Annotated in this window: 18 protein-coding genes; 13 read left to right on the top strand and 5 right to left on the bottom strand. The window is 44.3% G+C overall.

Annotation, left to right across the window (positions count from 1 at the left end; genetic code table 11):
* Positions 1 to 33 precede the first annotated feature (33 nt).
* The 3 genes from BMW45_RS09370 to BMW45_RS09380 all read left to right on the top strand — a co-directional run bounded on the left by BMW45_RS09370 (position 34) and on the right by BMW45_RS09380 (position 3,786).
* Positions 34 to 1,158, top strand: coding sequence for a substrate-binding domain-containing protein (locus BMW45_RS09370; RefSeq protein WP_092242625.1), 1,125 nt, complete (start codon positions 34 to 36; stop codon positions 1,156 to 1,158).
* A gap of 77 nt (positions 1,159 to 1,235) precedes the next feature.
* On the top strand, positions 1,236 to 2,735 hold the full coding sequence (locus BMW45_RS09375) for a sugar ABC transporter ATP-binding protein (RefSeq protein ID WP_092242627.1): 1,500 nt from the start codon (positions 1,236 to 1,238) through the stop codon (positions 2,733 to 2,735).
* A gap of 4 nt (positions 2,736 to 2,739) precedes the next feature.
* Positions 2,740 to 3,786, top strand: a complete 1,047-nt coding sequence (locus BMW45_RS09380; protein WP_092242630.1) for an ABC transporter permease — start codon at positions 2,740 to 2,742, stop codon at positions 3,784 to 3,786.
* A 278-nt stretch (positions 3,787 to 4,064) separates the two neighbouring features.
* Here the strand turns inward: BMW45_RS09380 and BMW45_RS09385 are convergent, their stop codons facing one another.
* The 4 genes from BMW45_RS09385 to BMW45_RS09400 all read right to left on the bottom strand — a co-directional run bounded on the left by BMW45_RS09385 (position 4,065) and on the right by BMW45_RS09400 (position 7,041).
* A complete protein-coding gene (locus BMW45_RS09385) occupies positions 4,065 to 4,652 on the bottom strand; it encodes an accessory gene regulator B family protein (RefSeq protein ID WP_092242635.1) in 588 nt (195 codons plus the stop codon).
* 32 nt (positions 4,653 to 4,684) lie between these two features.
* Positions 4,685 to 4,834 (bottom strand): cyclic lactone autoinducer peptide, encoded by a 150-nt coding sequence (locus tag BMW45_RS09390; protein WP_054790204.1) that lies wholly within the window; start codon positions 4,832 to 4,834, stop codon positions 4,685 to 4,687.
* 141 nt (positions 4,835 to 4,975) lie between these two features.
* On the bottom strand, positions 4,976 to 6,286 hold the full coding sequence (locus BMW45_RS09395; RefSeq protein WP_092242638.1) for an ATP-binding protein: 1,311 nt from the start codon (positions 6,284 to 6,286) through the stop codon (positions 4,976 to 4,978).
* Between the two features lie 2 nt (positions 6,287 to 6,288).
* Positions 6,289 to 7,041, bottom strand: a complete 753-nt coding sequence (locus BMW45_RS09400; protein ID WP_092242641.1) for a LytR/AlgR family response regulator transcription factor — start codon at positions 7,039 to 7,041, stop codon at positions 6,289 to 6,291.
* Positions 7,042 to 7,234: 193 nt separating this feature from the next.
* Between BMW45_RS09400 and glf the strand changes: the two genes are divergently transcribed.
* The 7 genes from glf to BMW45_RS09435 all read left to right on the top strand — a co-directional run bounded on the left by glf (position 7,235) and on the right by BMW45_RS09435 (position 14,482).
* On the top strand, positions 7,235 to 8,335 hold the full coding sequence (gene glf / locus BMW45_RS09405) for a UDP-galactopyranose mutase (protein WP_025230065.1): 1,101 nt from the start codon (positions 7,235 to 7,237) through the stop codon (positions 8,333 to 8,335).
* A gap of 109 nt (positions 8,336 to 8,444) precedes the next feature.
* Positions 8,445 to 9,422, top strand: coding sequence for a glycosyltransferase family 8 protein (locus BMW45_RS09410; RefSeq protein WP_092242644.1), 978 nt, complete (start codon positions 8,445 to 8,447; stop codon positions 9,420 to 9,422).
* 12 nt (positions 9,423 to 9,434) lie between these two features.
* Complete coding sequence (locus BMW45_RS09415; RefSeq protein ID WP_092242647.1) at positions 9,435 to 10,316, top strand: glycosyltransferase family 2 protein; 882 nt, start codon at positions 9,435 to 9,437, stop codon at positions 10,314 to 10,316.
* A gap of 27 nt (positions 10,317 to 10,343) precedes the next feature.
* The gene (locus BMW45_RS09420) at positions 10,344 to 11,264 is read left to right on the top strand and encodes a glycosyltransferase family 2 protein (protein ID WP_092242650.1); all 921 of its coding nucleotides are present in this window, start codon (positions 10,344 to 10,346) and stop codon (positions 11,262 to 11,264) included.
* A gap of 21 nt (positions 11,265 to 11,285) precedes the next feature.
* Entirely contained in the window at positions 11,286 to 12,392 is a 1,107-nt protein-coding gene (locus BMW45_RS09425; RefSeq protein ID WP_092242653.1) for a DegT/DnrJ/EryC1/StrS family aminotransferase, read from the top strand.
* 78 nt (positions 12,393 to 12,470) lie between these two features.
* On the top strand, positions 12,471 to 13,433 hold the full coding sequence (locus tag BMW45_RS09430; protein ID WP_092242656.1) for an ATP-grasp domain-containing protein: 963 nt from the start codon (positions 12,471 to 12,473) through the stop codon (positions 13,431 to 13,433).
* 62 nt (positions 13,434 to 13,495) lie between these two features.
* On the top strand, positions 13,496 to 14,482 hold the full coding sequence (locus tag BMW45_RS09435) for a glycosyltransferase family 2 protein (RefSeq protein ID WP_092242659.1): 987 nt from the start codon (positions 13,496 to 13,498) through the stop codon (positions 14,480 to 14,482).
* Positions 14,483 to 14,562: 80 nt separating this feature from the next.
* Here the strand turns inward: BMW45_RS09435 and BMW45_RS09440 are convergent, their stop codons facing one another.
* Positions 14,563 to 16,014: a L,D-transpeptidase gene (locus BMW45_RS09440; protein ID WP_092242661.1), complete on the bottom strand. Its 1,452-nt coding sequence runs from the start codon at positions 16,012 to 16,014 to the stop codon at positions 14,563 to 14,565.
* 154 nt (positions 16,015 to 16,168) lie between these two features.
* On the opposite strand from BMW45_RS09440, the gene BMW45_RS09445 reads away from it, so the two are divergent.
* The 3 genes from BMW45_RS09445 to BMW45_RS09455 all read left to right on the top strand — a co-directional run bounded on the left by BMW45_RS09445 (position 16,169) and on the right by BMW45_RS09455 (position 19,734).
* The gene (locus BMW45_RS09445; protein ID WP_092242664.1) at positions 16,169 to 17,611 is read left to right on the top strand and encodes a lipopolysaccharide biosynthesis protein; all 1,443 of its coding nucleotides are present in this window, start codon (positions 16,169 to 16,171) and stop codon (positions 17,609 to 17,611) included.
* 120 nt (positions 17,612 to 17,731) lie between these two features.
* Positions 17,732 to 19,039 (top strand): lipopolysaccharide biosynthesis protein, encoded by a 1,308-nt coding sequence (locus BMW45_RS09450; RefSeq protein ID WP_242882970.1) that lies wholly within the window; start codon positions 17,732 to 17,734, stop codon positions 19,037 to 19,039.
* Positions 19,039 to 19,734, top strand: coding sequence for a glycosyltransferase family 2 protein (locus BMW45_RS09455; protein WP_025230056.1), 696 nt, complete (start codon positions 19,039 to 19,041; stop codon positions 19,732 to 19,734). The genes BMW45_RS09450 and BMW45_RS09455 overlap by 1 nt, the downstream gene beginning before the upstream one ends.
* Positions 19,735 to 19,740: the final 6 nt, after the last annotated feature.

Here is a 19,740-nt window from a genome sequence, read left to right on the forward strand (position 1 = left end):
AGAGAAGGAAAATGTAAAAGGAGGATCAGCAATATGAAAAAAGCAGCAGCAATTATTTTGGCGGCATTGGTGGCGGCAGCAGGAACTGCATGTTCCCAGGTAAAACCGGCAGACACCACAACAGCGGCAGCAAAGACAGAGTCAACATCAGCGGAAACTGTGAAAGAAACAGAGGCCGTAAAAGAAGGTACTCATATTTATGTTCTGACCGTACCAGAAGATCATGGCTGGACCGGTTCTGTAGCTACCTTTGCAAAACAGAAGATCCAGGAAGTAAATGAAAACGGCACTTACACCTCGGAACTCATCACCTCAGCCAATGCGGCAGAGCAGATCCGGAACATCGAGGATATCGTTTCCAAAGGAGAAAAGAACATTGCAATGGTCATCCAGCCCATTGATGATACGGTACAGTCTGCGATTCAGGGCGTGATCGATGCAAGAATTCCCTATGTGGCATTTGACCGGATCATTGACGGCGTTGCCGGTAAGGCCGTGTCCAATGTAAAAGGCGACAATTCCGGCATCGGCGCAGGTGCTGCCGCTTATTTTGTTTCCCTGGGACTTACACCGGGAGAGCCGATCTACGTTTATGAAGGCGACACTTCTTCCGTTACCACACTGCGGGATGAAGGCTTCACCAAATACTTAACAGGGGAACTGGAATTTGGCGGAGAAGTCATTAATGCAGATAAGAAATGGAGCCAGGATGACATAAAATCCATTACATATTCCGGAGCAATGAACTGGAGCCGCTCAGACACAAAAACATCCTTTGAATCCCTGATGGGAGACAGCAAAAACGCCAAGATCAAATGGTTTTATGCAGAAGATGATGAGCTTGCCATGGGAATCTTAGAGGCTCTTTCCGGAGGCGGAATTGATGAGGCAACCAAGGATACCTTCCTTTCCGGCAAACCCGTTATCACCGGCTGCGGCGGACTTGACGAACTGTACGAAGTACTTCGGGGAAAATCCTATGAGGATATCGCATCAAAATGCGGAGGCATCATGTCAGTAACCTACAGCCCATCTATGATTCAGACAGCGATTGAAGATATGGTGGATTACTTAGATGAAAAACAGGTGACCCAGGATCATGTGATCGCCTGCGAAAATGTAACATCAGAAAATGTAAATGAGTACCCATCCTTTTAGAAATAATGGTCTGAGGGACAAAAGGGGCCGTTCGTCGCTTTCGGAACGGCCCCTTTTATAAAACCGGAGGTTGAGAGATGAGTTTATTGGAAATGAGTGGGATCAGCAAGGCATTTAACGGAGTCCAGGTACTAAAGGGAGTCCGCTTAACCGTCGAACAGGGGGAGGTTCATGCCCTGCTTGGAGAAAATGGGGCAGGGAAGTCGACTTTGATGAACGTGCTGACAGGAGTATTTTCCAAAGACAGCGGAACCATTGCATTTGACGGAAAAGAGATCGATACCATCACCATCAGACAATCGGAGGAACTTGGAATTGCCTTTGTCCATCAGGAACTGAATCTGTTTAACGATTTAAAGGTCTATGAAAATATTTTTCTGGGGAAAGAGTATCAGAACAGGCTTGGAAAACTGAACAAACGAAAGATGATGGAAGAAACGGAGAGGTTATTCCTTGAACTGGGAGTTGACATAAATTCAGGTGAGCTGGTGGCGAATTTAAAGACCAGCCAGAAGCAGATGCTGGAGATTGCAAAGGCGCTGTTTTTTAAGGCAAAGCTGCTGATCTTAGATGAACCTACCACTTCCTTAAATAACGAAGAAGTAAAGCATTTGTTCAGCATAGTCAATCATTTAAAAAAGACAGGAACCTCCTTTATTTTTATTTCCCACAAAATGCCGGAGATTTTTGAACTGGCTGACCGGTATACTGTATTCCGTAATGGTGAGTTTATAGGAGACGGCGCCATTGATAAAACGACTCCGGAAGAGGTAACAGGGCTCATGGTAGGAGAGAATTATTCTGCCGGTGAGGTCTATGAAAAGAGAAAACCCGGTGAAGTGGTTCTGGAGCTTCATGATTTTTCAGGGCCTGGATTTGAACAAGTGTCCTTGCAGGTCAAAAAAGGCCAGATCATCGGACTCACCGGACTTCAAGGCTCCGGAAGCAGCGAGCTGATGCAGTGCATGTTTGGGGTTACTGAGGCTATATCAGGAGAAATGAAGGTCAGGGGAAAACGGGTGCCCTCCCATTCGATCCATAAAGCCATGGAAGCAAACATCGCCATGCTGGCATCCAACCGAAAAGAAAATTCCGTCATCCCGGACATGAATCTGCTGGAAAACATGTACCTGGCGGAGCATACCTTATCGGCACGCAGGCCTCACATTCAAAAACGGAAGGAAGAAGAGCGGTTTGAAGCGTTTAAGACCCTGTTAAATATCAAGGCAAGAAGCAGCTCAGATTCCATTCTATCCTTAAGCGGCGGAAACCAGCAGAAGGTATTTATTGCCCGATGGCTGAATACGGATGCGGATATTCTGCTGTTTGATAATCCTACTCAAGGCATCGACGTAGGAGCCAAGGCTGAGATTTATAAGCTGATACTGGAAATGGCAAAAAAGGGAAAGACCATACTCATCAATACTCTGGAAATACCGGAGATCCAGAAGGTAGCAGATTTCTGTGCTGTTTTTTACAACGGAAGAATGATCAAAATTCTGGAGCACGATGAAATCAATGATACTACGGTCATGCTGTATTCTACAAATGCTGTGAACCAGGAAATAGGAGGATAAAGAAATGAAGGCAGGAGAAAAGAAAAACGGAGTGTCCCTTGGGGTTCTGTCCAAATGGTGCGGGGAATTCAGTTTTATTATCGTATTTGTACTGATCTTTTTGGTATATGCCCTCACCAGCAACGGGCTGACCTGGAGCGGCACCATGAATATTTTCCGTCATTCGGCAGTGGTGGGAATCATTGGTCTGGGAATGGGACTGGTATGTATGACCGGGGAAATCGATTTATCGGTAGGTTCCATGCTGGCATTAAACAGCGGGCTGTCGGTCATCATGTTTAATATCACAGATCATATACTGATGACATTATTGTTTGCCCTTTTATTTGGTGCGGTCTGCGGCTTAATCAACGGCCTGCTGGTGGGATACATAAAAATGCCGGCCTTTATTGTTACTTTAGCGACCATGCTGATCTTCCGTTCCTTTGCCCAATATATCTGCCAGCATATCGATAAGGCTCTGGCAGGAGGCGGAAGCAGCGTATACCGGATGATCAAAGAACTGTCCTCTTATCAGCCGTTTTACGGCCTTGGAAACGGAAAGATCCTTACCGTTCCCATTGTGGGACTGATCCTGATTTTAATGACGGCATTATTTGTTTATATAACGACTAGCACCAAGTATGGAAAAAAGGTATATGCGGTGGGAAGCAATGCGAAGGGAGCACAGATGGCGGGGATCAATGTGAGTCTCATGAAGGTTTCCGTATTTGTTCTTGCAGGAATCCTGACAGGGCTTGCCTCCTTTTTATGGGTGGCCATGAACGCTTCTTCTGACCCGGCCACAACCGGAAGCAGCTATGAAATGTATGCCATTGCGGCAGTTGTATTAGGCGGCATCAGCATGTCCGGAGGAAAGGGCAAATGCCTGGGAATCTTATTTGGAGCCATGTCTTATACGATCATTGACAAGATCATCGTTGCACTTAAGATGGATTCTCTCATCAACGATGCAATCAAGGGTATCATCCTGATTCTGGTGATCGTGGTTCAGATCATAGGGCCGAGGATCAAGGAAAGGCTGACTAGGCATAATGAAAAGGTCTCATAAGCATTATTAACAATGATAAGAGCAAAGGAAGGGGATTTGTTGATCATACCAGTGGGGAAACTGGTATCATCAACAAATTCCCTTTTTCCATCCGGCAATTTTGCCTGGACGTTCCTACAAAAAACCGGGAGTTCGAAAGAAGAATTTGTTTTTCCCGGTGACTTTATCATAATATAACAGAAATATAGCTGGTGAAACTTTGTTAAAAAATATATAAGTATAAAAGAATGGTTTATTTTTTAAAATTATGTGATTAAAAAAGGGTTCCCAAAAGTAAACTACTTTTGGGAATCATGTTCATCTCTCAATTTTCTTCTTTGTTTTTCTATGAATATTGCAATCGCCGAAATTACAATTCCACAAATCAACATTTTGCCGATATAATCTTTATTTAATCCCCAAACTCCCCCTATTAATACACCAAGAACTATGATAACCACTCTGGTCTTTTTTTTGTAATATTCTATTTCTGACCGGCTCATGATTTTTCCTTCGTTATCGATAGGAGCATTGAAGTAGATAATGATAGAAGCAGCCAGCCAACATATAATATAAACCTTATCGCTAAAGTTTTGCCTGTAAAACAACAAGCCAGAAAAAACCGTCAAACATGATACAAAGTAGCAGCCTATTCTCGTCCTGGCATGATAGCCGCCTGCATTAACCCGTATGGGATAAAAGGCGCATGCCATTACAAACAAATCAAAGACTTGCTGCATCATGACTGCAATGGTTATATAAGAAATGTAGTGTATTAATTTTAAAAGCAAACATTCTATTCCGAAATCATAGATATCCTGCTCTGATTCTAAAATTATACCATCTTTGACCATGCTTTTTGATATGTAACCAACTATTCTTCTCATTATTTCGTCGACTTATTACACATGAAATTTAACTAAATGTTCTTTTTGAACTTTGTAACGCTCTCAGGCATTTTAGGCTGATACCCAATGCAAATACATGCTGAGTTTGCCTCCTTCTTAGATGTGGATAATGCGGCCTTTGAAAGTAAAGTTAAAGCTGTTTCTTTGAAATTTTTCTTCATTTTAATCTTCCTTTCTTGTGTAATTTATAGTTATGTTTTAATTATAGTCAAATACCATTTGCTTTCAATATGTGAAGCACGAAAGACGATTTTTTTGCACGAAGTAGGCACTTCAACTGAAAACGTTCCGTCCGCTCATTCCTACATATTTATCAATACATTACACTGGAATATTCCATTTTCACTGCTCAGATTCATAGAACCATCGTACTTTTCTACCGCGCGCTCAACATTGCTTAATCCGATTCCGTGATTTGCCCCCTTTTGAGACACCGGTCTGCCCTCATTCCATCTGTCGATGCTATTTGAAGTATTTTCAACTTTTATTGCTATCATTTCATAATAAGGGCTGATTTTTAACTTTATCCATGGAGATCCGTTCACTTGTGCACAGGCTTCTATGGCATTATCCAATAAATTACCAAAGATTGTAGTGATATCCATCGGATTCATGAAGCTTAAATCAACATTTCCTATTTCATATTGCAAATCGATATGTAGTTTTTCTGTGTTTTGTATTTTGTCATTTAAAAGAATATTTAAAATACCATTATTGGTTAGCTGTTGTGGGAGCAAAGGCTTTAAGATTGTATTGATCTCTTTAATGTAATTAATTGTCCCTTCTTTGTCATCTCCATGATACAGCCCTTCCATAACCGCTATGTGTTTGTCAACATCATGAAGTATACTAAGAGATTCCTGATGCTTCTTTTCCTGATGCAAATAATATTTATACTGCATAGTCGCCTGCTGTTCCAATAACTCCAGTTTTACCTTTAATTGATAATTATCTTCCATAAATCGTATGAAATATAAAAAATACATATCTGCAAATATAATGAATCCCATGTTGATTAACAGAATAAGACCCATACCTTCTCCCCTTATTTTCCCGAAGGAAACGCCTATTACAACCATATTCATAAAACTGTAAATGGCAATAATAAAATGAAGTACATACTGTGATTTGGTAAATTTGACTTTTTCATTTCTCCCCCATATTGGAGAAATAAAAGTATAATACATAAACAGCAAAACAAACATGGAAAATGTCATATTAAGAAAGGTTTCCACCTCCGGCTCCAATGGAGGCATACGCATTTTCCAGAACATAAAATCAAGTAAGGCTACTCCTGCGGCTTCGCACACTGCAAATACCAATACCATAATTTCCGCTTCTAAAACCCTTCGCATCGGTTTATCAAAATCATCAAAATATAAGAAATAGCTTACTAAACCATATGAAATGACCCAACTCAGCATATTTACCAATGGCCGCTGCAATAAATTGATGCCCATTAAAAATATACTGACGCCTATTTGAACGAGAAAGTAGAACTGTTTATTATGAAATGCCTTTTTATGCCTGCTGCCCATAAATTGAAATATGACGATAGTTGTAACCAGACACGAGACTATGATACCGGATAAAAATAATATATTATTTTCCATAGTTAAATACTCCTGTGAACATAATTATTTAACTGCTCTTTAAAGGCAATTACCCGCTTTTGTGATAAGGGTAATCTTTCTCCCGTATTTAAATAGACCATATCTCCTTTAACTTTTGCCACATGTTCAAAATTTACAATCACTCCGCGGTAGCAGGTTCCAAAGCCATATATTTCCATTCTCTGCTCCACATCTGTCATTGTCCCAATATATTCATACGTTTTTTTAATTGTTTTCACTCTGATTTTACGTGCGGTTTTTACATATTCAAAATAAAGAATCTTTGAAACCGATACATTAACTGCCGGATATTCTTTTTCGCCGCTTTCACTTATTTCTGTTACATTTGACAATACAATCTCGATATCATTTCCTCGGTCCAATCCTATGACCTGTACCAGCTCACTGATATGATCTATTAATTGTTCCTTTTTAACAGGCTTTGGCAAATAGGCAAATGCATGTGCACGATTAATTGCATCACTGCAGTATCCGTTAAACCCTGTAATATAAATGATCCTGACCTTTCTGTTTTTCTGGTATAGCTTCATTCCCGCTTCAATCCCATTCATTCCTCCCATAGAAATATCCAGAAAGACGAAATCAAAGCTTACAGAGGAGGCTGTCAGTTCCTCACCAGAATGAAACATTTGAATGCTGTAAAGAATTCCATGATCTTTCATAAATTCTTCTACAAGCTGTTTAATTACCGCAGCTTCAATCTGTTCATCATCGCAAATTGCTACTTTAAACATTTATCCATCCCCCTAAAGCTTTATTCTTTTGTATATAGCAAGTATATCGGTATTTTACCTCCAATAAGTTAGGTTTGGCAATTAAATCACTTATATATTTATCCTCTTGAAGGAAATAAGCACATACATTTACTTTTCTAAATGGTTTTAGTATAATGTAGACAGTTTATAAACAAGACAGGAGAAGGAAACCATGAAAAAATATGATTATGTGCTGGTAGGCGGCGGCCTTTATTCCGGTGTCTTTGCATATTTGGCAAGGCAAAAAGGGAAAAAGTGCCTTGTGGTAGAGAAGAGGGACCACATGGGCGGCAACATTTTCTGCGAGGAAACAGAAGGAATCCACGTACACCGTTACGGAGCCCATATTTTCCATACCAGCAACAAGAAGGTATGGCAATTTGTCAATGAGCTGGCAGAGTTCAATCGCTATACCAACAGCCCGGTAGCAAATTTCAAGGGTGAAATGTATAACATGCCCTTTAATATGAACACCTTCAGTAAGATGTGGGGAATATCTACCCCTGCGGAAGCAAAGGCAAAAATCGAAGAGCAAAAAGCTTCTGTAACCGGAGAACCCAGGAACTTAGAGGAGCAGGCGATCAGCCTTGTGGGCAGGGATATTTATGAAAAGCTGGTGAAAGGCTATACGGAGAAACAGTGGGGCAGAGACTGCAAGGATCTTCCTGCCTTTATCATCAAACGCCTTCCCGTTCGCTTTACCTATGATAACAACTACTTCAATGACTTATACCAGGGAATTCCCATAGGCGGATATAATGTGATCATTGAAAAGCTGTTTGAAGGCTGCGACGTGGAAATGGGAGTCGATTATCTGGAAAATAAGGAATATTATGATGGGTTAGGAGAACGGGTGATTTATACTGGAACCATTGATGCTTATTACGGATATCAGTTTGGAAAGCTGGAATACCGGAGCTTGCGGTTTGAAACCCAGGTAGTGGATACGGACAACTACCAGGGAGTGGCAGTCGTTAACTACACGGACCGGGAAACTCCTTATACCAGGATCATTGAGCATAAGCATTTTGAATTCGGAACTCAGCCTAAATCTGTTATAACCCGGGAATATTCCGTAGACTGGACCGAGGGCATGGAGCCCTATTATCCGGTAAACGATGAAAAAAATCAGGGATTATTCTTAAAATATGCGGCTTTGGCTGAAACGGAAGATCATGTGATTTTCGGGGGACGGTTAGGAGAATATAAATACTACGATATGGACAAGGTTATTGAATCAGCCATGAACCGGGCAGAAAAGGAATTGGGCTAATCCTGCATACAGGCATAGCTGTTTACTTTTTATGGCAGATATAGTACAATACTACGGAACCAGGGCTGGATTTTCCATGCCCTGAAACGTACGTAAACTGGAGGAATCTATGAACGTTGTATACGCTTCCAACGATAATTATGCCAGGCATCTGGCCGTATCCCTTTATTCCCTTTTGGATCATAACAGGGACATGGGTGACATCCATATCTTTGTTTTGTCCATGAGCCTGTCCAAAAAGACGAAAGAACGGCTTAAGTCCGTGGCAGATGGGTTTGGTCAGGAACTGACGGTCGTGGAGCTGGGAGATTTAAAGGAGCGCTTTTCCTATGAAGTTGATACGGGCGGTTTTGATTTAAGCATTATGGCCCGCCTGTTTATGGGAGAGGTTCTCCCGGAGGTAACGGACCGCGTGCTGTATTTAGACTGTGATACGGTAGTGCTGTCTTCCCTAAAAAAACTGTGGGAAAAGGATCTGGGATCCTTCCTATTAGGAGCGGTCATGGAACCTACCATATACCCTTCCATTAAGGAAGAAATCGGCCTTTTACCCGAAGCTCCTTATTTTAATTCCGGTGTTCTCCTCATTGATATGACCCGCTGGAGAGAGGAAAACGCCCAGAAGCAGCTTCTGGACTTTTACTGTTCCATGGGCGGGAAGCTGTTTGCTGGAGACCAGGATACCATTAACGGGGCGTTAAAGGGAAGGATAAAACCCTTATCTCCCCGATATAACTTTTTTACCAATTACCGATATTACCGGTACAGTCATCTGGTAAGGCTGTCTCCTGTGTATGGAAAGCTTGGGCAAAATGGGTTCCGGGAGGCAAAAAAACATCCTGCGATCCTACACTTTATGGGGGATGAAAGACCCTGGAAAGAGGGGAATTTAAACCATTACCGCAGGGCTTATGATCATTATCTATCACTTACGCCATGGGCCGGAACACCTAAGGAAAAGGGAAGCCGTCTTTATATGGCTGCTTATCACCTGATGGATTACGCCACCTTTTTATGTCCTGCCGTGAGAGATTTTGTAAGCTCCAGGTTTGGGATGCGGGTAATCAATTCCAGAAAAGGTTCTTAAAGAGGAGCGGATATGAACATTAGCTGTATCATTCTTAATTATAATGATCCGGAAACCACCATAAGCCTGGTAACCTCCATAGTAAATTATAAAACCCTGGATTCTATCGTGATCGTGGACAACTGCTCCACCGATGATTCCGTATCAAGGCTTCAGGCGGTTGCGGGCGGAAAGGTCCATCTTATCTCCACGGAAAGGAACGGGGGATACGGATACGGCAATAATCAGGGGATCCGGTATGCACATGGGACGCTTCACGCTTCCCATGTGCTCATCGCAAATCCTGATGTTAAGGTTACAGAAGGATGTATACAGGCCATGAAGGATTCCTTTTTAAAGATAAGCCGGCTGGGGGTTGCGGCAGCAGTCACCAGGGCTGGAACGGGAGAGGTGGCGCTGTCAAGCTGGCGTATTAACGGCCTGATAGGCGATCTTCTGGATACCGGTCTTATTACAAGGCGTATTTTTGCCCGCTGGCTGAATGACCGGCCGGAACTTAAGGCAGATTTTGAAAAGGAGCGGTACGTTTATGTAGATGCTGTGCTTGGTTCCCTTTTTATGGCGGATATTAATGCTCTGATGGAATGCGGTCTTTATGATGAAGATGTCTTTCTTTACTATGAGGAAAAGATACTTGGATTTCAGCTTAAGAAAAAGGGATACGGGACGGTACTTCTTTTAAACCAGACCTATGTACACCTTCATTCCGTGTCTATTAATAAGAATGTGAAATCTATATTAAAGAAGCAGGCAATTCTTCATGAGAGCAAGCTTCACTATTATAAAAACTATCTGGGGATCAACCGGTTCCAGGAATGTCTGGTAAAGGCTTTCCTGGCATTTCTCATGGCTGAAATCTGGTTTTTGACAAAGATCGTGGGATTATCCTGGTAGATAGAAACGTGGAAAGGGGGAAAATATATGGTTTCGGTGCTGCTTGCATCCTTTAACGGAGAAAAATATATACGGGAGCAGCTGGAATCTATATTAAACCAGACGTTTTCCGATCTGTCCATCGTGATTTCCGACGATCTTTCTACAGACGGCACCCCTGCCATTATCCGGGAATATGAAGAACGATATCCGGGACGGGTGAGGGGCCTTAGGAATAGCGAAAGATCCGGCAGTGCCCAGAATAATTTCTTCCGCCTGCTTAAGGTGGTAAATGATGAGTATATCATGCTGTGTGACCAGGATGACGTATGGCTGCCGGATAAGGCAGAGGTCACCTTAAGGGAAATGAAGAAGCTGGAAGCGGAATGGGGGAAAGCGATCCCCCTTCTGGTCCATGGTGACTTATCGGTAACCGATAAGGAGGGCAGCATTCTTCACGAATCCATGGCGGAATACCAGAAAATCGCAGTTCATGATAACCGGTTCAGCCATTATCTGGTTGAGAATAATATCACAGGGAATACAGTCATGATCAACAAGGCATTTTTGGGGTTCCTGACCGATGTTCCCAGGGAATGCGTTATGCATGACTGGTGGCTGGGGCTTTTGGCAAGCTGTTTTGGAAGGATATCCTACATTGACCGTCCCCTGGTCTTATACCGGCAGCATGGAGAAAATCAGATGGGATCCAAAAGCGGCAAGGAGCAGTATGCGGAGCGGATCCGGAATCAGGATGCGGTCCGGGAAAATTACAGGAAAATGTTTGTGCAGGCACAGATGTTTTTAAAACTCTATGGAAATGAGATGTCCAGAGAGCAAAGAGCGGTTCTGGAGCATTTTATCGGACTGCCCGAAAAAAACAGGGCGGTAAAGATATATACGATTTGGAAATACAAATTAATGAAAAGCACCCTTATACGGACGCTGGGCCAGATGTTTTCCATCTGACCGGGAAATGGAGGATAACGCATGGACAACAAAGAGGACATATTAGTGACGAGGGCTTCCATGCCTTCCTATGAAGAATTTATAGAAGAGATTAAGCCGATCTGGGAAACTGCCTGGATGACGAATATGGGAGAATTTCATGAAAAACTGATGGAGCAGTTAAAGGAGTATTTAAAGGTACAGAAGCTTCTTTTGTTTGTCAATGGACATATGGCTCTTGAAATGGCGCTCCAGGCCATGAATCTATCCGGCGAGGTGATCACCACCCCATTTTCTTTCGCTTCCACCACCCATGCCATTGTAAGAAATAACTTAACTCCCGTGTTCTGCGATATCCGGGAGGAGGATTATACCATTGATCCGGATAAGATTGAAGCGATGATTACGGAAAAGACGACCGCCATTTTACCGGTTCATGTTTATGGAAATATCTGTGATGTAGATAAAATTGAAAAGATCGCGAAAAAACATAATTTAAAGGTAATTTATGATGCTGCCCATGCCTTTGGTGTAGATGTAAATGGGAGAGGGATCGGGACCTACGGAGACGCTTCCATGTTCAGCTTCCATGCCACAAAGGTGTTTAATACCATTGAAGGCGGTGCTGTGACCTTTCAGGATCCATCCCTGGAGATCTTGTTCAATTATTTAAAGAATTTCGGTATCACTGGCAAGGAAACCGTAGAATATATCGGCGGTAATGCAAAAATGAATGAGTTTCAGGCGGCTATGGGTATCTGCAACCTCCGCCATGTGAATGATAACATCGAAAAGCGCAGGCTTGTGGCAGAACGGTACCGGGAACATCTGGCGGGAGTACCGGGAATCCGCCTGATGAATCCCAAAGAAGGGATCCGCCAGAATTATGCTTATTTTCCTGTAGCCTTTGATGGCTTCTCTTTAACACGAAATGAGGTATATGACCTGCTGGCCACTCACCATATCTTTGCGAGAAAGTATTTTTATCCTCTGATCACTGATTTTGAATGCTATCGGGAACGGTTTTCAAATGTACATCTTCCTGTGGCAAAAAAAGCGGCAGACAGCGTACTGACCCTGCCTTTATATGCAGAACTTTCCCTGGATCAGGTCGACCGCATCTGCGCCATTATTTTAGGTGCCAGATAGGAGGAAAGGTAAGGAAAGAGGAAACTCCTTACAGGGATACTAATATGCCCTGGGTAACAGAGCGGAAAAGAGGAAATCATGAATACAGCACTGGTGACTGCGATTGGGTCGTTTTCAGCAGATATCGTTATAAAAAACTTAAAAAAAGGCGGTTACCGTGTAGTTGGCTGTGATATTTATCCGGCAGAATGGATTGCGGATTCCGGGAATGTGGCGTCCTTTTACCAGGTTCCCCTTGCAACGGACGAGAAACGGTATGTAAACACCATCCTGAAGATATGCAGGGAGGAACAGGTAAAAGTGCTGATGGTTCTCACAGATGTGGAGGTAGATGTGTGGAACCGCTACAGGGATGAACTGGCCCTTGCTTCGGTGACATTATGTCTGTCATCGGAGGAAACCCTTCTTCTGTGCAGGGATAAAAGGGAGCTGTACCGTTTTCTTAAGGAAAAGGGCATAGGCAACCCCATTCCCACGCTGGAGCTTATGGAGGCTGAAGCAGAGCGCCTTTCCTATCCTGCGGTTATCAAACCCTTTAACGGAAGAAGTAGTCAAGGGCTTCGCTATATACAATCCCTTGACGAGATGAAAGGCTTTCTGGAATGTGGGGACTCTGAGGGGCTGATCGTACAGCCCTATTATCAGGGAAGCATCATTACCGTTGACGTGGTAAGGCAGGCGGAAACAGGAGAGAGCGTTGCCGTATGCCGGAAGGAGCTTTTGCGGACCCCGAACGGAGCAGGAACCTCGGTGCTGGTGTTTCTGGATCCGGTTCTGGAAGCAACGTGCAGGGATATAGCCAATGCCCTTGGTATCAACGGATGCGTGAACTTTGAATTCATTCAGACAGAGGATGGATCGTATCATATGCTGGAGTGTAATCCCCGTTTTTCCGGTGGCGTAGAGTTTTCCTGCCTGGCAGGATACGACTGTGTCACCAACCATTTAAGATGTTTTATCGGAGAGGCCATAGAACCCTTAAAAGGAATTATGGGCATGTATATTGCGAGAAAATATGAGGAATATATTATGGGAAGTTAAAAGCAATTGCAAGTGAAGATAAGTTATATTACAAAAGCAGATGCAGGAAAGGGTGGAGAGGAATGAGCGGCAGTTCCGAATCAAACATAATGGCCAGCATTAATTGTGTGACCTTTAACCATGGGGCTTATATCAGGCAGGCCTTGGACAGCTTTCTCATGCAGAAGACAGATTTTGAATTTGAGATTCTGGTCCATGACGATGCATCCACCGATGGTACGGGGGATATCATAAGAGAATATGCTGAAAAATATCCGGATAAGGTGAAACCACTTATACAGACAGAGAACCAGTATTCTCAGGGAATCGACAATATCAGCGGAGCGTTTAATTTCCCCCGGGCCAGAGGAAAATACATTTTCATGTGCGATGGAGATGATTACTGGACGACACCGGATAAGATGCAAAAGCAGGTGGATTACATGGAGGCTCATCCGGACTGTACCCTTTGTATACACAGTGCCAAAATCGAACTGGTGGGAAAGGCTCTGACAGAAAAACAGATGCGTCCTTACAGGGAGAGCCGGGTGATCACGCCGGAGGAGATTGTAGATAAGCCTTCCGGTTATGCCATGTCCTCCATGGCATTTCCCTCCCGCCTTGTGAAAGAACTTCCGGATTATTACGTGGATTGCCCGGTGGGAGATACTCCCCTGCAGATGATGGCGGCTGAAAAAGGGTACGGCTATTACATGGATGAACCTATGAGTGCCTACCGGGTGGGAGTAGCAGGCTCCTGGACCGTGGAAGGAAAAAGCGGGAATTACGCCCAAAAGCAGAAGATTTACTGGGAGCGGATGAAAACGGTGTATGAGGAATTTAACGTTGCCACAGAGGGGCGTTTAAAGGAAGCTGCAGATAGTGCGGCAAAACGGACTTATTATCATACCATGGTTAATACCAGGCAGTTTAAGGAGATCGTGAACCCGGAGTACGCCAGGTATTATAAAGAATTGACACCAAGAACCAGGTTCTTTATTCAGACTGAGTACAGGGCTCCTGGAGCTTATAGGCTGTTAAGGAAGATATTCCTGGGAAAGAAACGGTAAAGCGGCAAAAATATGGGCAGGATCCGGTATAATCCGTTTCCTGCCCATGCATTTTATTATTATAAAGTTATCTGCCCAGGTTATCTTGCAATATTAGGGTCCGTAGGATCCCAGGTCTGGGTTTCGGGTATGATCTGTTCAATGGCCGGTCTCTCGTAGGGGCCTGGAACCGGTGATTCGTAAATCGTAACGGTGGTTCCGATAGCACAGTGATCATATACCCACTTGGCGTCTCCGGAGAGGAGCCGGACGCATCCCGCTGACTGAGCAATGCTCATATAATTATAAGTCATCGGATCCAGCGTCATATTGTTAGGTTTGCTGTACAGAATGGAATGAATTAAGAAGCCCTTCCAGATACGGGTTGCGTACTGGGTAAAGATTCCGTGATTCATATCCCTCCAGCGGTACTTTTCCGGAGTCTGGTATGTCCCAAGAGGGGTATCCGGTCCGGTGGAGGTCAAAAAGGATTTCACCGGAATAATATAGCCGTTGTTCCCATCTTTGGCAAAGATGGTCATGCAGTTCATGGATTTGTTGATGCTGATGAGGAATGGTCCCTTAGCGCCGATAATTGGCTCTAAGTCAGTGAGCATTTTTCCGGATTCGTCGAAATAATATTTGTAGCCGTCAAGATACTGCCAGCCAGTCACCGGATAGGAATCCTGGAAATAGTAACGTTCATTGCCTGCCCATGCCCAGCCGGTGAAGGACGTACCATCTCCGTTAAAGTAACGGAGGCCGCCATCGATCAGCCGCATTCCGTCTGCAACGGCGGAAATCAGAGGCTTCTCCGTGGCATAAGGGAACTGGGAATTCTTGGTGTAAAAGGCCATTCTCAGCCCTGTTATGTAATGTCCGGTTCCCATGGTTCCTGTAGTGGTCCCATTCTTCGCCCAGTCCATGGTGGTCCCGTCTTCCAACTGTGCGGTATAGTAGAGGTCGAACTGGTTATTCACATAACCGGAAAACCTCATCTGTACTGCTTCGATGTTTATGTCATTGGCATAGTTGGTAGTCTGCTGTCCGTTTAAAACCCATGGAGACCAGCCGGTGCTGGAGGTATAGGTCCGGTAAAGCACGTTTCCAACAATGTTGGTAAGAAAGGTGGACATTCCGTGAAAGCCCTGTCCGTTATTTGTGATCCATGCATCATTAACAAATGGCTGTGACCAGTTGCTGTCACCGACCATAACGGTAGTCTGGAGACGTGGGAAATTGGCCTTTAACGCTTCCTGAGCAGCTCTGGTAGCTTCATCTACCTCGCCGTCTTCGCCGCCGCCTTCCCCTTCTTTTCCAATGTCTATACCGGCATTTGCCAAAGCGTTTTCCGCTTCATCTGTAGTTACGCCTTCCTGCGTCTGGGTGTTCGTCTGGTTCTGATCTTCAGACTGCCCGTCGCTCTGACTGATGGGGACACCATTCTTAAATCCCGGTCCATATGCTTCATCTGCCCATGCAAGGGTGGCCTGTCCGGAAACAAGAGCAGCCGTCAGGCAGAGAAGCGTCAGGCTTCGTGTCAGTTTACGCATAATTTAAAACCTCCTGAATTCTAAAAATGAAAATTATATTCCTTTATACTCTAACACAAGTAAGTTCAAAATGCTATATACGATTTACATTTAATGGGGAATATAGTACAATAAGGCGTAAATGTAAATTGGTAAAGCAAGGAGAAAAGCCAGTATGTACCAGGAAAATATGAAAAAAAAGGTCCTTTCCGGTCTGTTCTGGAAAGTGATGGAAAACGGGGGTACACAGGGGATTCAGTTCCTTGTTTCGGTTCTGCTTGCCAGGATGCTGACACCGGCAGAGTCCGGGGAAGTCATGCTCATCATGATATTTATCACCATTGGAAATGTGTTTGTCCAAAGTGGTTTTAATACCTCCCTGATCCAGAAACAGACGGTGGATGAGGCCGATTATTCCTCTGCATTTTATATCAGCGGAGCCATTGCTTTTGTTTTATATGTAATTCTCTTTTTCTCAGCTCCGGCCATAGCTTCTTTTTACGGACAGCCTGTTTTTACTCCGGTGCTCCGGGTCCTTTCTGTGACCCTGTTTTTTGGTGCCGTTACCTCCGTGCAGTCTGCTGTGATCGCCAGGAATATGGAGTTTCGAAAGCTTTGTCTGGCAAGCCTTTTTGCCGCCCTTTGCTCCGGTATCATCGGTGTATTTCTGGCATACAGGGGACAGGGTCTGTGGGCTCTTGCCATGCAGCAGTTTTTCTACAGCTTTTTCTTAATGGTCATGCTGGTATTTCTGGTGAAGTGGAGGCCAAGGCTTCTGTTTTCCGTTAAGAAGGCGAAGGAATTGTTCTCTTATGGCTGGAAGATACTTTGTTCCGGACTTATTGATACAGTATTTAATAATGTTTACGGGCTAGTCATCGGGAAATTATATAATTCCGCCATGATGGGGCAATACTCAAGAGGAAACCAGTTTCCTGCTCTGATTGCAAATAATCTTGGAGCGGCGATCCAGTCGGTCATGCTCCCGGCTTTTTCGGCTTGCCAGGAGGACAAGGAGACGCTAAAGCGAATGGTGAGAAGGTCCATTGTCACCAGCTCTTACCTGGTGTTTCCCATGATGGCCGGATTGATTGCCGTGGCTGAGCCTATGGTTAAGCTGCTTTTGACGGACCGGTATTTACCCTGTGTCCCCATGCTTCGGCTGTTATGCATCGCCTATGCAACCTGGCCCCTTCATGTGGCGAATTTGCAGGCCATCAATGCCATGGGAAAAAGCGAGATATTCCTCAAACTGGAAATAATAAAGAAGGCAGTCAGCATGACTGCACTTCTGATCAGCATTCCCTTTGGGATTTATACCATGGTTGCTTTAAGGGCAGTAACCGATTTCATCTGCACCTTTATCAATGCCTATCCCAATAAAAAGCTTTTAAACTACAGCTTTCTTGAGCAGTGGAAGGATGTACTTCCTTCTCTTCTTTTATCAGCGGTGATGTGCCTCTTCGCATACGGAGTACAATATGTAATAGAAGGAACACTCTTAACCCTGGTTGTACAGATTCTGGTAGGAGTCGTTGTTTATGCAGGGCTTTCCTGGCTGTTCCGGCTGGAGGCTTTTTTGTACCTGTGCCGTATTTCCGGGATTACAAAAGAGTAGCGGGGTGGTTTTAAGTTTACTTTTAAAGCCGGATATTGTAGAATAAAGGGACATTGTGAGGAAATAACCGGTGGGTATATGATTATGCCTCAAAACCGTGGACAAATAAGAGGAAAATAAATGGAACGAAAAAATGTGGCCTGGAATATGATCGGAAGCCTGGTTTATGCCGGTTCCAGTATGATACTCACGGCCCTGGTCAACCATCTCATAGGAACGGAACAGGGAGGGATCTTTGGCTTTGCATTCAGCACATTTGGGCAGCAGATGTTTTTGGTGGCCTATTTTGGCATGAGGCCTTTGCAGAGTACGGATACAAGTCAAAGTTATACGTTTTCCGAATATCGTCTGGCCCGGTTCGCTACCTGTTCCATGGCAGTTATTTTTGGAATCTGTTATATCATTTTTAATACCCTGTCTCCGTCAGCAGGCTATACGGCTCAAAAAGCACTGGTAGTATTTTTGATGGTGCTTTATAAGGTGCTAGACGGGTTTGCAGATGTGTATGAATCGGAATTTCAGAGAAACGGGCGGCTGTATCTAACAGGACAGGCCATGGCATTTAGAACCCTGTTGTCAGTGTTTTGTTTTTTAGGGACCCTTGCTGTTACAAGGGAGCTTGTATTTTCCTGCGTGGTTGCGGTCCTGTCCCAGGGAGCAGGGATCCTGCTGTTTGATAAAAGAATGGCGGAGAGTGTCCCCGGAATGGTGTTTACCAGAACACCCGGCAGGCAGTGGAAGCTTTTGCAGGACAGTTTTTTACTGTTTTTATCCGTTTTTCTGGACGGGCTTATTTTTGCCATGGCAAAATATGCGGTGGATGCCCGGATGACTTCCACGGACAACGCTGTTTTTGTGGCTATTTTTATGCCGACCTCGGTCATTAACCTGGCTGCTAACTTTGTGATCCGACCCTTTTTGACCAGGATGTCTTATCAGTGGGAGGAACGGAACTTTGTGGAATTGGGGACCGGCCTAAAGAAGCTTTCCGGAATCATATTCCTTCTTACGGTCATTGCCCTGGCAGGAGCCTGGGCGATTGGGGTTCCTGTACTGGGAGCCATTTCCAATGTGGAGCTTAAACCGTATAAATCCGGGCTTCTTTTCATCGTGCTGGGCGGCGGTTTCTTTGCGGTTATGAATCTGTTTTATTATGTGCTTGTTATCATGAAAAAGCAGAAGGGAATCTTTTTTGGCTATGTACCGGTCTGCATCCTTTCCTTCTTTCTCTCTTTTTGGCTGGTAGGAGTGGGAGGAATCAACGGAGCGGCCTTCTCTTATATGCTGGAAATGCTGATTCTCATGCTTTGCTTTATGGGACAGGCGATCCATATTTTTATTACGGAGGAACGTCATTCAGGCATACCGTTACGCCCCGGAAACATGGACGGTGCAGAGGTAAAAGAGAGAATGGAGCGGAAGAAATGATGGATAAGGTACTGGTAGTAATACCTGCATACAATGAGGCTCTAAATATTGAGCGCGTGGTAGGAGATGTCATTACGAACTATCCCATGTTTGATTATGTGATCATTAATGACGGATCTACCGATCAAACAGCAGATATCTGCAGAAAGCATGGCTGGAAGATCATTGACCTGCCCATGAATCTGGGACTTGCCGGAGCGTTCCAGACCGGGCTTAAATATGCTCACAGGCGCGGTTACCGGTATGCCATACAGTTTGACGGGGACGGGCAGCACCGGCCGGAATATATCCTTCCCATGAAAGAGAAGATGGACGAGGGCTATGATATTGTTATCGGCTCCAGATTTATGACAGGGAAGAAACCCCATACCATGCGGATGCTTGGGAGCAGGCTCTTAAGCGGCTCCATCTGGTTCACCACTGGGGTAAAGGTCAGTGACCCTACCTCTGGTATGCGCATGTTCAGCAGGAAGATGATCAAGGAATTTGCTGATGGGTTAAATTACGGTCCGGAACCGGATACGATCTCCTATTTGATCAGCCAGGGGGCAAAGGTCGCGGAAATCCCTGTGATCATGGATGAACGGATTCTGGGAGAGAGCTATTTAAATCCGGTCAATGCGGCCAGGTATATGGGAAAGATGCTGTTTTCCATATTGCTGGTACAGAGTTTCCGCATTAGGGACAGGAGATAAAGGAAG

The organism is Lacrimispora sphenoides, from assembly GCF_900105215.1.
Taxonomy (GTDB): Bacteria; Bacillota; Clostridia; order Lachnospirales; family Lachnospiraceae; genus Lacrimispora; species Lacrimispora sphenoides_A.

What these genes read in the sequence shown, in the direction of transcription:
- BMW45_RS09370 (WP_092242625.1), top strand. Translation starts at nt 34, where the DNA reads ATGAAAAAAGCAGCAGCAATTATTTTGGCGGCATTGGTGGCGGCAGCA.
- BMW45_RS09375 (WP_092242627.1), top strand. Translation starts at nt 1,236, where the DNA reads ATGAGTTTATTGGAAATGAGTGGGATCAGCAAGGCATTTAACGGAGTC.
- BMW45_RS09380 (WP_092242630.1), top strand. Translation starts at nt 2,740, where the DNA reads ATGAAGGCAGGAGAAAAGAAAAACGGAGTGTCCCTTGGGGTTCTGTCC.
- BMW45_RS09385 (WP_092242635.1), bottom strand. Translation starts at nt 4,652, where the DNA reads ATGAGAAGAATAGTTGGTTACATATCAAAAAGCATGGTCAAAGATGGT.
- BMW45_RS09390 (WP_054790204.1), bottom strand. Translation starts at nt 4,834, where the DNA reads ATGAAGAAAAATTTCAAAGAAACAGCTTTAACTTTACTTTCAAAGGCC.
- BMW45_RS09395 (WP_092242638.1), bottom strand. Translation starts at nt 6,286, where the DNA reads ATGGAAAATAATATATTATTTTTATCCGGTATCATAGTCTCGTGTCTG.
- BMW45_RS09400 (WP_092242641.1), bottom strand. Translation starts at nt 7,041, where the DNA reads ATGTTTAAAGTAGCAATTTGCGATGATGAACAGATTGAAGCTGCGGTA.
- glf (WP_025230065.1), top strand. Translation starts at nt 7,235, where the DNA reads ATGAAAAAATATGATTATGTGCTGGTAGGCGGCGGCCTTTATTCCGGT.
- BMW45_RS09410 (WP_092242644.1), top strand. Translation starts at nt 8,445, where the DNA reads ATGAACGTTGTATACGCTTCCAACGATAATTATGCCAGGCATCTGGCC.
- BMW45_RS09415 (WP_092242647.1), top strand. Translation starts at nt 9,435, where the DNA reads ATGAACATTAGCTGTATCATTCTTAATTATAATGATCCGGAAACCACC.
- BMW45_RS09420 (WP_092242650.1), top strand. Translation starts at nt 10,344, where the DNA reads ATGGTTTCGGTGCTGCTTGCATCCTTTAACGGAGAAAAATATATACGG.
- BMW45_RS09425 (WP_092242653.1), top strand. Translation starts at nt 11,286, where the DNA reads ATGGACAACAAAGAGGACATATTAGTGACGAGGGCTTCCATGCCTTCC.
- BMW45_RS09430 (WP_092242656.1), top strand. Translation starts at nt 12,471, where the DNA reads ATGAATACAGCACTGGTGACTGCGATTGGGTCGTTTTCAGCAGATATC.
- BMW45_RS09435 (WP_092242659.1), top strand. Translation starts at nt 13,496, where the DNA reads ATGAGCGGCAGTTCCGAATCAAACATAATGGCCAGCATTAATTGTGTG.
- BMW45_RS09440 (WP_092242661.1), bottom strand. Translation starts at nt 16,014, where the DNA reads ATGCGTAAACTGACACGAAGCCTGACGCTTCTCTGCCTGACGGCTGCT.
- BMW45_RS09445 (WP_092242664.1), top strand. Translation starts at nt 16,169, where the DNA reads ATGTACCAGGAAAATATGAAAAAAAAGGTCCTTTCCGGTCTGTTCTGG.
- BMW45_RS09450 (WP_242882970.1), top strand. Translation starts at nt 17,732, where the DNA reads ATGGAACGAAAAAATGTGGCCTGGAATATGATCGGAAGCCTGGTTTAT.
- BMW45_RS09455 (WP_025230056.1), top strand. Translation starts at nt 19,039, where the DNA reads ATGGATAAGGTACTGGTAGTAATACCTGCATACAATGAGGCTCTAAAT.